The organism is Microbacterium halotolerans (assembly GCF_003569805.1).
Lineage (GTDB): Bacteria > Actinomycetota > Actinomycetes > Actinomycetales > Microbacteriaceae > Microbacterium > Microbacterium halotolerans.
Genome location: NZ_KZ984052.1, coordinates 23,528 through 36,266 on the forward strand (window position 1 = coordinate 23,528; position 12,739 = coordinate 36,266).

Here is a 12,739-nt window from a genome sequence, read left to right on the forward strand (position 1 = left end):
TCTCGGCAAGCGTGCTCAGGCGATTCCCGGCAGATCGACCGGCGTCAGCTCCCGGTCGCGACCGCCGCTATCAGCTCGGCGGTGATGGGGTGCTCGGGCGACGAGTAGACGCTCTCGGTCGGCCCCTGTTCGACGATGCGACCGTCGCGCATCACGGCAACCCTGTCGCTGACCAGGCGCACCACGGCGAGGTCGTGCGAGATGAACACCATGCCGAGGCGCTGCTCGCGCTGCAGCCGCATGAGCAGATCGAGAATGCCGGCCTGCGTGGTCGTATCGAGTGCTGACACGGGCTCGTCGCAGACCAGGATGTCGGGGCGACCGGCGAGCGCGCGGGCGATCGCCACGCGCTGGCGCTGTCCGCCCGAGAGCGTGGCGGGGCGCCGGGTGAGCAGCGAGGCATCGAGGCCCACGAGTGCGAGCAGCTCGGCCTCATCCGGAGACCCGTCGCGTCGTGACTGTCGCAGGATCTTGTCGACGGTGTGCCGCGGATCGAATGAGCCGAGCGGATCCTGCGGCACGAGCCGGATGCGCGGTGCCGGGTCGCTCATCCCGATCTCACCCTCGTCCGGCCGCTCCGCCCCGATCAGCAGTCGCGCCAGTGTCGATTTGCCCGACCCCGACTCGCCCACGACCCCGAGCACCTCCCCACCGGTCACCTCGACGTCAGCCCCGTGCACGGCCCACAACCGCCCGTACCGGCGCGACGCCCCCGCGGCCGAGATGCGCACTTGTCGCCCAGATGCGCCGCTTTTGACGCTGTTCTGTCGAAACTGTGCGCATCTCGCGGGCTGCGGGGAGGACACGGATGGGGTGGCTGCGTTGGACGGGGCCGGCTTGGGACCGGATGGGACGGCGGCGAGCAGGGCGCGCGTCGTGGGGTGCTCCGGCGCGTCCAACAGGCGGCGCAGCGGAGCGTGCTCGACGATGCGCCCCGACTCGATCACGGCGACGCGGTCGGCGATGCGGGACACGGCATGCAGGTCGTGGCTGATCAGCACCAGCGCCGTTCCGGCATCGCGCATCCGGCCGAGCAGGTCGAGCACGTGCACGGCGGTCGTCGCGTCGAGCGCCGTGGTGGGTTCGTCGGCGATGAGCAGCGGGGCGTCGCCGATCATGGCCGAGGCGATCAGCGCGCGCTGGCGCATACCGCCGGACAGTTCGCCGGAGCGCCGACGGAGCAGCGACTCCGCATCCGGCAGGCCTGCGTCCGTGAGCGCGTCGATCACCCGCTGGCGGCGCAGGCGGCGCGGCGTTCCGCGCACGGCGAGAGACTCGCCGACCTCCGCCTCGATCGTGCGCAGCGGGTCGAGCGACTGCAGCGCGTCCTGCAGCACGAGGGCGACATCGCGCCCTCTCATCCGGCGCCTGGCTCCGCGGCCGGCACGCAGCAGGTCCTGTCCGGCTACGGAGAACCGATCGGCCTGCACCCGCGCGGCGGGGTCGTCCTGCACCAGGCCCAGCAGCGCGCGAGCGAGCACCGACTTGCCGGCGCCGGACTCACCGACGATCGCCAGGCACTCGCCCGGCGCAACCTCCAGGTCGGCTCCGCTCACCACGTCGCCGGAGCGGGGGAGCGTCACCGTGAGATTCCGCACTTCGACCAGCGGCGCCCCCTCGCGTCGGCTTTCCGCGGTGCCGTTCGCGTCGGTGATCATCCCGTTCCCGATGTTCGGTGCGCCTGGGATGGGCAGCGCCGAACCGCCGCCAGCTGAGCCGTCCGGCTGCTCATCGGCGTCGAGGCCACGACGGCCGGCGTTCAACGGCCCGCTCCCGACATCCGGCGCCCCAGCACCGTCAGCGCCGTCGCCGTGGCGACGATGGCGAGCCCCGGGAACACGGTCATCCACCAGCCGGTCGAAATGTACACGCGACCCGCGTTGAGCATCGCGCCCCACTCCGGTGACGGCGGCTCGGTGCCCAGCCCGAGAAAGCTCAGCGCAGACACCCACACGATCGCCTGGCCGACGCCCAGCGTCGCCGTGGCGACCAGCGGCCAGAGTGTGTTCGGTGCGATGTGGCGGACGAACGTGCGCACACGCCCGGTGCCTTCGAGCCGGGCGTGTGCGACGTAGTCGCTGCGAGCGACGGTGCGCACCCGCGAGCGCAGAATGCGCGCGTATCCGGGTGCGGTCGCGAGGCCGATCGCCAGGATGGACGGCACGGTTCCCGCTCCCAGCACGGCGACGAAGAGCAGCGCCATCACCAGCGTCGGCAGCGCGAAGAGCACTTCGATCACGCGGCCCAGCGCCGCGTCGAGCCACGCCGGGCCCAGGCCTGCGGCGAAGCCGAACACCAGCCCGATGCCGATGCCGAGCGCGGTCGCCGCCAGCCCGATGCCCGCGGACCGTGCGGCGCCGTGCACGATGCGGGTGAGGACATCGCGACCGGACTCGTCGGTACCGGCCGGATGGGCGAGAGACGGCGCCTGGAACGCATCTGCCGGGGCGATGCCCAGCGGATCGCCTGGCGCGAGAACGCCGGGCGCCGCGATCGCGACCACGAGCACGAGGAGCAGTGCGAAGGCGACGCTCCCTGACCAGCCAAGGCGGGAGGCGAAGGAGATGATCGTGCGGCGAACGGCGCGCGCTTCCGTCGCGGTGCTCATGCGCCCACCCCCGTCTCCGGTGCGGCAGGCGCCCTGAGCCCGGCACGGCGCAGGCGCGGGTCGACGAACAGCTCGACCGCCTCGGTGACGATGATGACGATGACGTAGAGCACGGCGACGGTTGTGACCGCGCCGACCACGAGGGGCACGTCGCGGGCGAGGGCGCCTTCCTGCAGCAGCCGACCCAGCCCGGGGCGGGCGAACAGCACCTCGACGACGACGGCGCCGCTGAGCAGGTTCCCGAACGCCCAGCCCGACAGCGCCAGGGCAGGCAGCGATGCATGCCGCAGCGTGTGCCGCAGGAACACGCGCCGCTCGCTCGAACCTCGTGCACGCGATGTCGTGGCGAACGGCGCGGCGTCGGCTTCGAGCAGCGCGTCACGCGAGACCTGCGCGAGGAAGCCTGCGATCGGCACCGCCAGGGTCACCACCGGCAGCACCAGCCCGGAGAGGTCGCCCGACTGGCTCGTCGCGGGGAACCAGCCCAGCGCCGATGCGAACACGAGGATCAGCACGGCGCCCAGCCAGAACTGCGGCATCACGGTGGAGACGATCTCGACGCTCCGGATGATCCGGTCGATCATCCGGCCGATCAGACCGCGAGACGAGGTCGCGATCAGCGCGCCGGTGACGGCGAGCACCCACGCCAGCGCCAGGGCCAGCACTGCCAACAGCAGCGTGCCAGGCAGCTGCGCTCCGATCAGATCGGCCACGGGCTGCCTGCGCGCATACGAATCGCCGAGCTGCAGTGTTGCGATGCGGCTGAGCTGCAGCAGGTACTGCCACACCAGCGGACTGTCGAGACCGTACTCCTCGCGCGCCGCAGCCACGGCATCCGTGCCCGCCTGCGATCCCGGCCCGCCCAAGATCGCCTCCAGCGGATCGCCCGTCGACCGCAGCGCGAAGAACACGATGGTCGCCACGAGCCAGATCACCAGCACCGCACGCCCGATTCTGCCGCCGACCCAGCGTGCGGCCACGGCGAACGCACCTCGCTGCGTCGTCGTCGACGTGCTCAGCACGCCTTCCTCGCGGAAAGCGCCGTGCGCGTCATCCGGGTGGGGCTCGTGCGGCACGGCGACTACTCTGCGGTCAGCTGGGCGTTCAGGAGCATCGGCGTCGAGATCGTGTGCAGCGCTTCGATTCCGGTGACCCCCGCGTAGAGGAAGTGGTTCTGCTGGTCGTACAGCGGCAGCACCGTGAAGCTGTCGAGGATGATGCCCTGTGCGTCGGCGTACAGGCCGGCGCGCTCGTCGTCGTCGGTGGTCGCCAGCGCCTCCTCGAGCAGGCCGTCGAGTTCGTCATCGCGCAGCATCGCGTGATTCGCGAAGTATCCGGATGGCGCGGGCACGGTGCCGTCGGAGTGGTACAGGATGCGCAGCACATCGGGACCGACAGTCGTGTACGGGGCCGAGACGGAATCGTACTCGTGCGCGCCGAGCGCGCCGTACCAGCTGGAGAGGTCCATCGGGCTCAGCTGCACGTCGAAGCCGACCCCTGCCGCGTTCGCCTGGATCTGCTCGAACAGCGACTGCTCCGCCTCGGTCGACTGGTTGGTCGACACCGGGAACCGCACCGTCAGCGGCTCACCGTCCTTCATCCGGATGCCGTCGTCGTCCGCGTCGGTCCATCCGGCCTCGTCGAGCAGCTCGTTCGCACGGTCGACGTCGGTGACGAACAGCTCCTCGTCGCTGATGCCCATCGGCTCCACGCTCGACAGCGCGGAGTATGAGCGCTCGGCCGTGCCGTGGAACAGCGACTCGATGCCGGGGCGTGGATCTGCCGCACGGACGAAGGCCTCGCGCACCCGGATGTCGTCGAACGGCGCCTGAGCGGAGTTCAGCTCGATACGGTTCGCCGCTGCGGGGCGCGGCGCGTCGAGGTGTGAGATGTCCTGGCCCTCTGCGGCGACGATGTCGGTAGGGAGGGGGTTGTCGATGACGTGCACCTCGCCCGAGGCCAGCGCCGCCTGGCGGGTGGCCGCATCCGGAATGAAGCGCCACTCGATCGTCTCGACGTGCGCCGCGCCGTCGTGATCGGCCTGCGGGTTCGTCGAGACGTAGTCGTCGTTGCGGGTCAGCACGACGCGATCCTGCGGAGTCCAGCTGTCGACTACGAAGGGGCCGGTGCCGATCGGCGCCTGGCAGTTCTCCTCCTGTCCGCGCTCGATGCCGCTGGGTGCCTGCATCGCGGCCCACTGCTGGCTGAGCACCTCGAGCAGTGCCGATTTCGGCGTCGACAGGTGGAACCGCACGTGCGTGGCATCGACGACCTCGACCTCGTCGACCTGCTCGACGGCGAGGTAGCCGGTGGACGACGCCGTGTCGGGGTTCTGAAGGTGCTCGACGTTGACCTTGACCGCTTCGGCGTCGAACGGCGTGCCGTCGGTGAAGGACACGTCGTCGCGAAGGGTGAAGTCCCAGGTGAGACCGTCCTCGGATGCGTCCCAGTCCTCGGCGAGCCACGGCAGGATCGTGCCGTCCTCGTCGCGGCCGACGAGCGGCTCGAGGTACTGCGTGGAGATGAGCGCCTGCGGGTAGTTGCCGCCGACATGCGGGTCGAGGCAGTCGGGCTCGGCGTCGCCGGTGGCGTACACGAGTGTGCCGCCGTCGACGGGCTCCGCTTCACCGCCTTCCGCGGCGCATCCGGTGGCGATCACGGCCAGTGCGGCGACGGCGACGATAGGGAGGGAACGACGGATGGTGCGCATGGCTCCTCAGAGGGGTCTTGTGGACTCGGTCCAGAAATGGACCGTCTCCCAGCCTACTTCCCTCCGCACCTACTGGCGTCGCCCCTCCGGGCCCGTGAGCACCGCCATCCGGGCTCGCGAGATGCGCACTTCTCCGACGAGATCACGTTGGAATCGGCGCATCTCGACGAGAAGTGCGCATCTCGGCAGCCTGGCGCGGGTCAGACGGCCTGGGCGAACTCGGCGGGCTGGTCGTCGGCGAAGTGGGCGAGGTCGTCGGGCAGGGCACGGCCTTTCTCGCGCATGCTCTGTGCCCACAGGCGCCCGGCGCGGTACGACGAGCGCACCAGGGGGCCGGCGAGCACGCCCAGGAACCCGATCTGCTCGGCGATGCGTTTGAACTCGACGAACTCATCCGGCTTCACCCAGCGGGCGACCGGCATGTGGCGCGGGGTCGGTCGCAGGTACTGCGTGAGCGTGATGATGTCGCACCCCGCATCGCGCAGGTCCTGCAGCGCCCGTTCGACCTCCTCCGGCTCCTCGCCCATGCCGAGGATGAGGTTCGACTTCGTGATCAGTCCCGCGTCGTGGCCCTGCGTGAGCACGCCGAGCGAGCGGTCGTAGTCGAACGCGGGCCGTATCCGCTTGAACACCCGAGGCACCGTCTCGACGTTGTGGGCGAACACCTCGGGGCGGGCGTCGAAGATCTGGCCGAGGAAGGCCGGTTCGCCGTTGTGCTCGTTCGCGAGCAGCTCGACACCGGTGTTCGGGTTCAGCTGGTGGATCTGCCGCACCGTCTCAGCGTTCAGCCATGCGCCGGTGTCGGGAAGGTCGTCGCGGGCCACGCTCGTCACCGTCGCGTACCGCAGCCCCATCGTGCGCACGCTCTCGGCGACGCGACGCGGTTCGTCCGTGTCGTACTCTGCGGGTCTGCCGGTGTCGATCTGGCAGAAGTCGCACCGGCGGGTGCACTGCGATCCGCCGATCAGGAACGTCGCCTCGCGGTCCTCCCAGCACTCGTAGATGTTCGGGCAGCCGGCTTCCTGACACACCGTGTGCAGATCCTCGCCCTTCACGAGCGAGCGTACGTCCTGGTATGCGGGCCCCTGTCTGACCCTCGTCTTGATCCACTCCGGCTTCTTCTCGATCGGGGTCTGCGCGTTGCGCACCTCGAGGCGAAGCATCTTGCGCCCGTTCGGGGCAGTCGTGGTCATGCGGGAATCCTCTCGAAGGTGTTGCGGAATGCGCTCGCCGTGGTTCCGGCGAGATCTGCGGGGGAGATGTCGCCGCCCGTCTCGCGGGCGATGGTGGTCACGCCGGCATCGCGGATGCCGCATGCCACGATCTCGTCGTATGGGGCGAGGGAATGGTTGCAGTTCAGAGCGAAGCCGTGCATCGTCACGCCGCGCGAGACGCGCATGCCGATCGCGGCGATCTTGTCGGCCGCGCCGTTGTCTCGTTCGACCCACACGCCGCTGCGGCCCTCGACGCGCATGCCGGTGACCCCGTACGGCGCGATCAGCTCGATCAGCATCTGCTCGATGCTGCGCACGCACGCCACCGCATCGCCGCGGTCGGCCACGCGCATGATCGGATAGCCGATCAGCTGGCCGGGACCGTGCCAGGTGATCTTTCCGCCGCGGTCGACGTCGATGACGGGAGTTCCGGATGGGCGGGGCCGCTCACCGTCTTCCGTGCGGGAGCCGGCGGTGAACACCGCCTCGTGCTCCAGCAGGATCAGGGTCTCTTCGCGACTGCCCTCGACCACCTCGGCGTGGATGCGGCGCTGCAGCTCCCACCCCTGGCGATACGGCACCGTGTGCGGGGCGAAGCCCGGCTCCAGCACATCGATCATCCGGGTTCTCCTGCTGACTCTCGGGGGGGCCGAATGTTTATGGACCCAGTCCAAGAATGACTGACGATCACCACCCTACGCGCAATAGGCTGTGGGTATGACCAGCGGCACGCGGCGCCCCGGGCGCCCCAGAGCGATCTCGCGAGACATGCTCGCCGAGGCCGCGTGCGAGCTGTTCCTCGAGAACGGCTACGACGCCACCAGCGTCACCGACATCGCCACGCGTGCCGGCATCGGCCGCTCCAGCTTCTTCAACTACGCCGCCACCAAGGCCGAGCTGCTCTGGGGTGGTCTCGATGAGCGACTGGACGGCGCAGAGCGCGCCGTCGACGACGGCCGAGCCCCGGATGCCGCGCTGCGCGCCGTCGCCGAGGGACTCGCCCCAGACGCCCTCGCCCTTGCGATCACCAACGCGGAGGCCATGCGCATCGAGCGGGCACTGGCACACGAAGAGGCACTGCGGTCGTGGCGCGTATCGCGGTTCGTCGCGCGCGGGCTCGCCAGGCAGGGGGAGGACGCACTGGTCGCCGAAGTGCGGGCAGGGGCGTACGGCACGGCGCTGATCGCGGCGATCACGGCATGGGCGGGGTCGGGCGCGGGAGCGGCGCCGCTGGAGTCGTACCTCGAGCGGGCGCTGGACGCGGTGGTCGCACGTTAGAATCGGAGGCACCATGGCTACCTTTGGCACGCTCTCCGACCGACTGACAGAGACCTTCCGCAATCTGCGCACGAAGGGAAAGCTGTCGGCGGCCGACGTCGACGGCACCGTCCGCGAGATCCGGCGCGCGCTTCTCGACGCCGACGTGGCGCTCGAAGTGGTGAAGGCGTTCACCGCCAAGGTGCGCGAGCGCGCCCTCGGCGACGAGGTGAACCGCGCCCTGAACCCGGCGCAGCAGGTCGTGCAGATCGTCAACGAGGAGCTCGTGGCGATCCTCGGCGGCGAGCAGCGCCGACTGCAGTTCGCGAAGACGCCGCCGACCGTGATCATGCTCGCGGGTCTTCAGGGTTCGGGTAAGACCACATTCGCAGGCAAGCTCGCCAAGCAGCTGCAGAAGGAGGGTCACACGCCGCTCCTGGTCGCTGCCGACCTGCAGCGGCCGAACGCCGTGAACCAGCTCCAGGTTGTGGCCGAGCGGGCGGGTGCGGCCGTCTACGCGCCGTTCCCGGGCAACGGCGTCGGCGACCCGGTGAAAGCATCGCGCGACGGCGTCGAGCACGCCAAGCGCCAGCTGCACGACGTGGTCATCATCGACACCGCCGGACGTCTCGGCGTCGACGAAGAGCTGATGAAGCAGGCCGGTGACATTCGGAAGAAGACGCAGCCGGATGAGGTGCTGTTCGTCATCGACGCGATGATCGGTCAGGACGCCGTCAACACGGCGCGCGCCTTCCAGGAGGGCGTCGACTTCACGGGTGTGGTGCTGTCGAAGCTCGACGGCGACGCACGAGGGGGTGCCGCGCTGTCGGTCGCCTCGGTGACGGGGCGACCGATCATCTACGCGTCGACGGGTGAGAACCTCGAGGACCTCGAGGCCTTCCACCCCGACCGCATGGCGAGCCGCATCCTCGACCTCGGCGACATCCTCACCCTCATCGAGCAGGCCCAGGAGGCCTTCGACGAGGAGGAAGCCCAGAAGGTCGCCGAGAAGCTCGCCAAAGAGGCATTCACCCTCGACGACTTCCTGCAGCAGATGCAGCAGATGAAGAAGATGGGGTCGATGAAGAAGATGCTCGGCATGATGCCGGGCATGGGCGGGATGAAGGAGCAGCTCGAGAACTTCGACGAGCGCGAGATCGACCGCACCGAGGCGATCATCCGGTCGATGACTCCGGCCGAGCGCCACAACACGAAGATCCTGAACGGCTCGCGCCGTGCGCGCATCGCGCGAGGCTCGGGCATGACGGTCACCGACGTGAACTCGCTCGTGAACCGCTTCGAGCAGGCGGCGAAGATGATGAAGACCGTCGCCCGCGGCGGCACACCGAACATCCCGGGCATGGGCGCGATGCCGCCTGGCATGGGCAAGCCCGGAGCCAGCGCGAAGCGCGGCAAGAAGGGCAAGAAGGCCAAGGGCGGCTCGCGCTCGGGCAACCCCGCCAAGCGCGCGGCGGAGAACGCCGGCCTGTCCCACGAACCGCAGGCTCCGACTGGCTCAGGCTTCGGCCTGGCCGCCCCACAGGAGCCCAGCGAGAGCGATCTCGCCGAGATCCAGAAGCTGTTCGGCAAGAACTAGCCGGCGGTTCGGAGCGCACCTGGCCGTTCCGGTGCGGTGAAACGCCGCTTTCAAAGAACGATAGCGGCATGTCTTCGAACCTGAGAGGCGAGGCGCGGTGTCATGCTCGCGGCGGTGCGATAGCGTGCCCTCGTGTGATGAAACGATTCAATTGCGGTTCGGCTGACGCCGTGCCGCCGCATGATTCGACTCCGCAGCCGTGCAACGGCACCTGTGGATCATCACGCACGGGGGAACGGCTATCAACGGAGAATCGGCATGACACAGGCGTCATCGACCCACAACGGGTCGTCCCGAAGCAACCACGGTCTGACGAGGAGACAGCTCTTCGGGCTGTCCGCCGCCGGCATCGCGGGGGCCATGCTCGTCGGCCCGCAGCAGGCGTCGGCATTCGGTCCGGCTGCGCATGCGGCCGCGGGCGAGAAGGCGGCGCCCGGGGCGCTGGACGGGTTCACGACACCGGGCACGGCTACCGCGCCGTGCTTCCGCTGGTGGTGGCCCAACGGCGAACTCGAACTCGAGCAGATCGCGCGCGAGGTCGAACAAGCGGCGAACAACGGCTTCCACGGGCTGGAGATCGCCAACGTGCACCACAGTGTTGCCGGGGATCTGCTCGACGTCGAGAACTTCGGCTGGGGCGGTGCGCACTGGGTGGCGGCGGTCGAGACGGCCCTCGAAGCGGGCAAGCGACACAACGTCGAGATCGACATCACGCTCGGGCCGTCCTGGCCTGCGGTGATTCCCGGGATCACGCCGCAGAGCGAGGCCGCACTGGTCGAGCTTGCGCACGGCGCTGTCGACCTGGCGTCGGGGGAGCGATTCTCCGGTCCCCTGCCGGAGCCCGAGACCGAAGCACATCCGGGAGTCGAGGGTCGCACCCTGATCCGGGTTCAGGCCGCTCGCGTGATCGAGCGACCCGAGCGAAACGGCATCATGCTCGAGCACGCGTCACTGGTCGACCTGACCGAACGAGTCGTCGGCGAGTCCGTCGAGTGGACCGCACCCGATGACGGCTACGAATGGACGATGATCGCGTACTGGCAGCGCGGGCTCGGACAGCGGGCCGAAGCCGGCTCGCACACCGGTCCGGAGTCCTACGTCGTCGACCACTTCTCAATGGCGGGCGCGCAGGCGCTGATCGACTTCTGGGAAGAGAACATCCTCACACCTCGCATCGATCAGCTGCTGCGGGAGACGGGCGGAACGTTCTTCGAGGACTCCCTCGAGGTCGAGACGGACGCGACGATCTGGGCCCGCCAGGCGCAGGAGGAGTTCCGTACGCGGATCGGGTACTCGCTCACGCCCTTCCTCGCGGGCATTCTCGAGATCGACGAGAAGTACGTATACCAGTTCTCGGATGAAAAGGTCACACGCATCCGCGACGACTACAACCAGGTGCTGAGCGATCTCTACTCGGAGTACCACCTCGTGCCCCTGCGCGACTGGTCGCACAGCCACGGCGTACAGTATCGCGTGCAGGCCTACGGTTTGGAGCAGGACTCACTCGATCAGGCGGGAATCGTCGACATCCCGGAGACGGAGTCCCTCGGGGCGAAGAATCTCGATGACCACCGCCTCCTCGCGAGCGGCCGCGACATCGGCGGTCGCACGATCCTGTCGAGCGAAACCGCGGCGTACCTGGGTAGGTCGTACGCCGTCACCTGGAACGAGGTGCTCAACACGATCGGTGAGACCTTCGTCGGCGGAGTCAACCAGACGGTGCTGCACGGCTTCTCCTACAAGGATGCGCCCAGTGCGGAGTGGCCCGGCTTCGCTGCCTTCACTCCCTACGCAGGTGGGACCTCCGTCGGCTATTCGGAGGCGTGGGGCCCGCGCATGCCCTCGTGGGGGCACATCGGGTCAGCCGCCGCGTACCTCGCGCGCACGCAGTGGGTGCTGCAGCAGGGAGTCCCGCAGTACGATGTCGCCTACTTTCGGCAGAAGGGGTGGGCCCAGACCGGGATCGGCGCTCCGTGGGGCACGAGCTCCGGCATCCCGACGGGATGGACACACGGCTTCCTCAACGGGACGAGCCTGTTCAAGGAGCGGTCGGTGCTCGACGACGGCGTCTTCGCGCCGGAAGGCGGCGCGTACCGGGCGTTCGTCGTCGACCACGATCGCTTCCGAGGCAATGAAGCGACCATGTCGCTCGACGCCGCGCGCAAGCTGCTCGAACTCGTGCAGGCAGGCCTGCCGGTCGTCTTCTTCGGGGATTGGACCGCTCCGGACGCGATCGGCAGGCGGCCGGACAACATCGACGTCGTCGTGCAGCAGCTGGTCGAGCACATGCTCGAGTTCCCGAACGTGCGCAGCGCGGCAGCGAACGAGGAGATCGGCGAACGGCTCTCGGAGCTCGGCATCAGACCGCGCGTCAGTCATGCTTCGTCATATCTGACGCACGTGCACCGGGTCGCGTCGGACATCGAGTACTACTACATCGCGAATGTACGGCACAATCCGCCCAAGGAGCCGGCGATGAGTCTCGATCAGGACGTCCGTCTGACCAGGACACATCCCGGCGCTGTGCCCTACGTCCTCGATGCGTGGAACGGACGACGCGTCGAGCGACTCGCGGTCTACACCGAGAGCGGGCAGGACGTGACGGTGCGCGTGCGCCTTGAGCCGGGGCAGTCCACGATCATCGCATTCGCACCCGACGGCTGGGCGGGAACAGCCTCGCCGACCGCCGTCAGCGCGTCGACGTCGGTGCTCGGCGCCAGCCTGGGCAAGCGTGGCGAGGTGTACGTGCATGCCGAAGATGCGGGCGCGCTCGAGCTCGCCCTCGCCGGCGGGCAGACGGCGCAGGTGGATGTCCCCGCGGCGCCTGCGCCGATCGAGATCCGCGACTGGAACGTCACGGTGGAGGATTGGAAGCCGGGCGCCGGTCCGCTCGAGACGGTGAAGGAGCGGCATGCCCTGTCGCTCGATGGGCTCCTGCCGTGGACGCAGATCGCCGAGGTGGCGGATGCGTCGGGAATCGGCATATACGACGGCGAGTTCCACATGGGCCGCGAATGGCGCAAGAAGTCCACGGGCGTGAGATTGTCGTTCGGCGAGGTGAACGACACGTTCTCGGTGTGGGTGAACGGCACCTTCGTCGAGACGCGCGACTTGACGGACACGACGCTCGACATCAGCGATCACGTGCACGGAGGACGCAACACCGTCAAAGTCGAGGTGGCGACGCCGCTGAGCAATCGCATGCGCACAGTCAATGCCGATGTGTACGGGGGATGAAGAAGCAAGACTACGGCCTGCTCGGTCCTGTCGTCGTGAGCGCCTACGGGAAGGCGAAGGTGGCATGGCGACGAAGCGCGAGATCGCCCCCGGCGCGGAGAAGAGGCTGGGGGCGA

The 12,739-nt window shown here is 69.0% G+C and carries 9 protein-coding genes; 3 read left to right on the forward strand and 6 right to left on the reverse strand.

Annotation, left to right across the window (positions count from 1 at the left end):
• Nucleotides 1–44: 44 nt before the first annotated feature.
• From DZG09_RS09410 to lipB, 6 genes are all read right to left on the reverse strand, one after another.
• Entirely contained in the window at nucleotides 45–1,763 is a 1,719-nt protein-coding gene (locus DZG09_RS09410) for an ATP-binding cassette domain-containing protein (RefSeq protein ID WP_240423907.1), read from the reverse strand.
• Nucleotides 1,760–2,608 carry an ABC transporter permease gene (locus DZG09_RS09415; RefSeq protein ID WP_119697506.1) on the reverse strand — a complete coding sequence of 283 codons (849 nt, stop codon included), beginning with the start codon at nucleotides 2,606–2,608 and terminating at the stop codon, nucleotides 1,760–1,762. Before DZG09_RS09415 ends, DZG09_RS09410 begins: the two co-directional genes overlap by 4 nt.
• The gene (locus DZG09_RS09420) at nucleotides 2,605–3,684 is read right to left on the reverse strand and encodes an ABC transporter permease (protein WP_240423908.1); all 1,080 of its coding nucleotides are present in this window, start codon (nucleotides 3,682–3,684) and stop codon (nucleotides 2,605–2,607) included. Before DZG09_RS09420 ends, DZG09_RS09415 begins: the two co-directional genes overlap by 4 nt.
• 5 nt (nucleotides 3,685–3,689) lie before the next feature.
• Nucleotides 3,690–5,318 (reverse strand): ABC transporter substrate-binding protein, encoded by a 1,629-nt coding sequence (locus DZG09_RS09425; protein WP_119697507.1) that lies wholly within the window; start codon nucleotides 5,316–5,318, stop codon nucleotides 3,690–3,692.
• Nucleotides 5,319–5,518: 200 nt separating this feature from the next.
• Nucleotides 5,519–6,511 carry a lipoyl synthase gene (gene lipA, locus DZG09_RS09430; RefSeq protein WP_205529138.1) on the reverse strand — a complete coding sequence of 331 codons (993 nt, stop codon included), beginning with the start codon at nucleotides 6,509–6,511 and terminating at the stop codon, nucleotides 5,519–5,521.
• A complete protein-coding gene (gene lipB, locus DZG09_RS09435) occupies nucleotides 6,508–7,152 on the reverse strand; it encodes a lipoyl(octanoyl) transferase LipB (protein WP_119697508.1) in 645 nt (214 codons plus the stop codon). The genes lipA and lipB overlap by 4 nt, the downstream gene beginning before the upstream one ends.
• A 97-nt stretch (nucleotides 7,153–7,249) precedes the next feature.
• Between lipB and DZG09_RS09440 the strand changes: the two genes are divergently transcribed.
• The 3 genes from DZG09_RS09440 to DZG09_RS09450 all read left to right on the forward strand — a co-directional run bounded on the left by DZG09_RS09440 (nucleotide 7,250) and on the right by DZG09_RS09450 (nucleotide 12,623).
• A complete protein-coding gene (locus DZG09_RS09440; RefSeq protein WP_119697509.1) occupies nucleotides 7,250–7,810 on the forward strand; it encodes a TetR/AcrR family transcriptional regulator in 561 nt (186 codons plus the stop codon).
• Between the two features lie 13 nt (nucleotides 7,811–7,823).
• A complete protein-coding gene (gene ffh / locus DZG09_RS09445) occupies nucleotides 7,824–9,386 on the forward strand; it encodes a signal recognition particle protein (RefSeq protein ID WP_119697510.1) in 1,563 nt (520 codons plus the stop codon).
• Between the two features lie 258 nt (nucleotides 9,387–9,644).
• Entirely contained in the window at nucleotides 9,645–12,623 is a 2,979-nt protein-coding gene (locus tag DZG09_RS09450; protein ID WP_162893252.1) for a glycosyl hydrolase, read from the forward strand.
• The last annotated feature ends 116 nt before the right edge of the window (nucleotides 12,624–12,739 follow it).

What these genes read in the sequence shown, in the direction of transcription:
- DZG09_RS09415 (WP_119697506.1), bottom strand. Translation starts at nt 2,608, where the DNA reads ATGAGCACCGCGACGGAAGCGCGCGCCGTTCGCCGCACGATCATCTCC.
- DZG09_RS09425 (WP_119697507.1), bottom strand. Translation starts at nt 5,318, where the DNA reads ATGCGCACCATCCGTCGTTCCCTCCCTATCGTCGCCGTCGCCGCACTG.
- lipA (WP_205529138.1), bottom strand. Translation starts at nt 6,511, where the DNA reads ATGACCACGACTGCCCCGAACGGGCGCAAGATGCTTCGCCTCGAGGTG.
- lipB (WP_119697508.1), bottom strand. Translation starts at nt 7,152, where the DNA reads ATGATCGATGTGCTGGAGCCGGGCTTCGCCCCGCACACGGTGCCGTAT.
- DZG09_RS09440 (WP_119697509.1), top strand. Translation starts at nt 7,250, where the DNA reads ATGACCAGCGGCACGCGGCGCCCCGGGCGCCCCAGAGCGATCTCGCGA.
- ffh (WP_119697510.1), top strand. Translation starts at nt 7,824, where the DNA reads ATGGCTACCTTTGGCACGCTCTCCGACCGACTGACAGAGACCTTCCGC.
- DZG09_RS09450 (WP_162893252.1), top strand. Translation starts at nt 9,645, where the DNA reads ATGACACAGGCGTCATCGACCCACAACGGGTCGTCCCGAAGCAACCAC.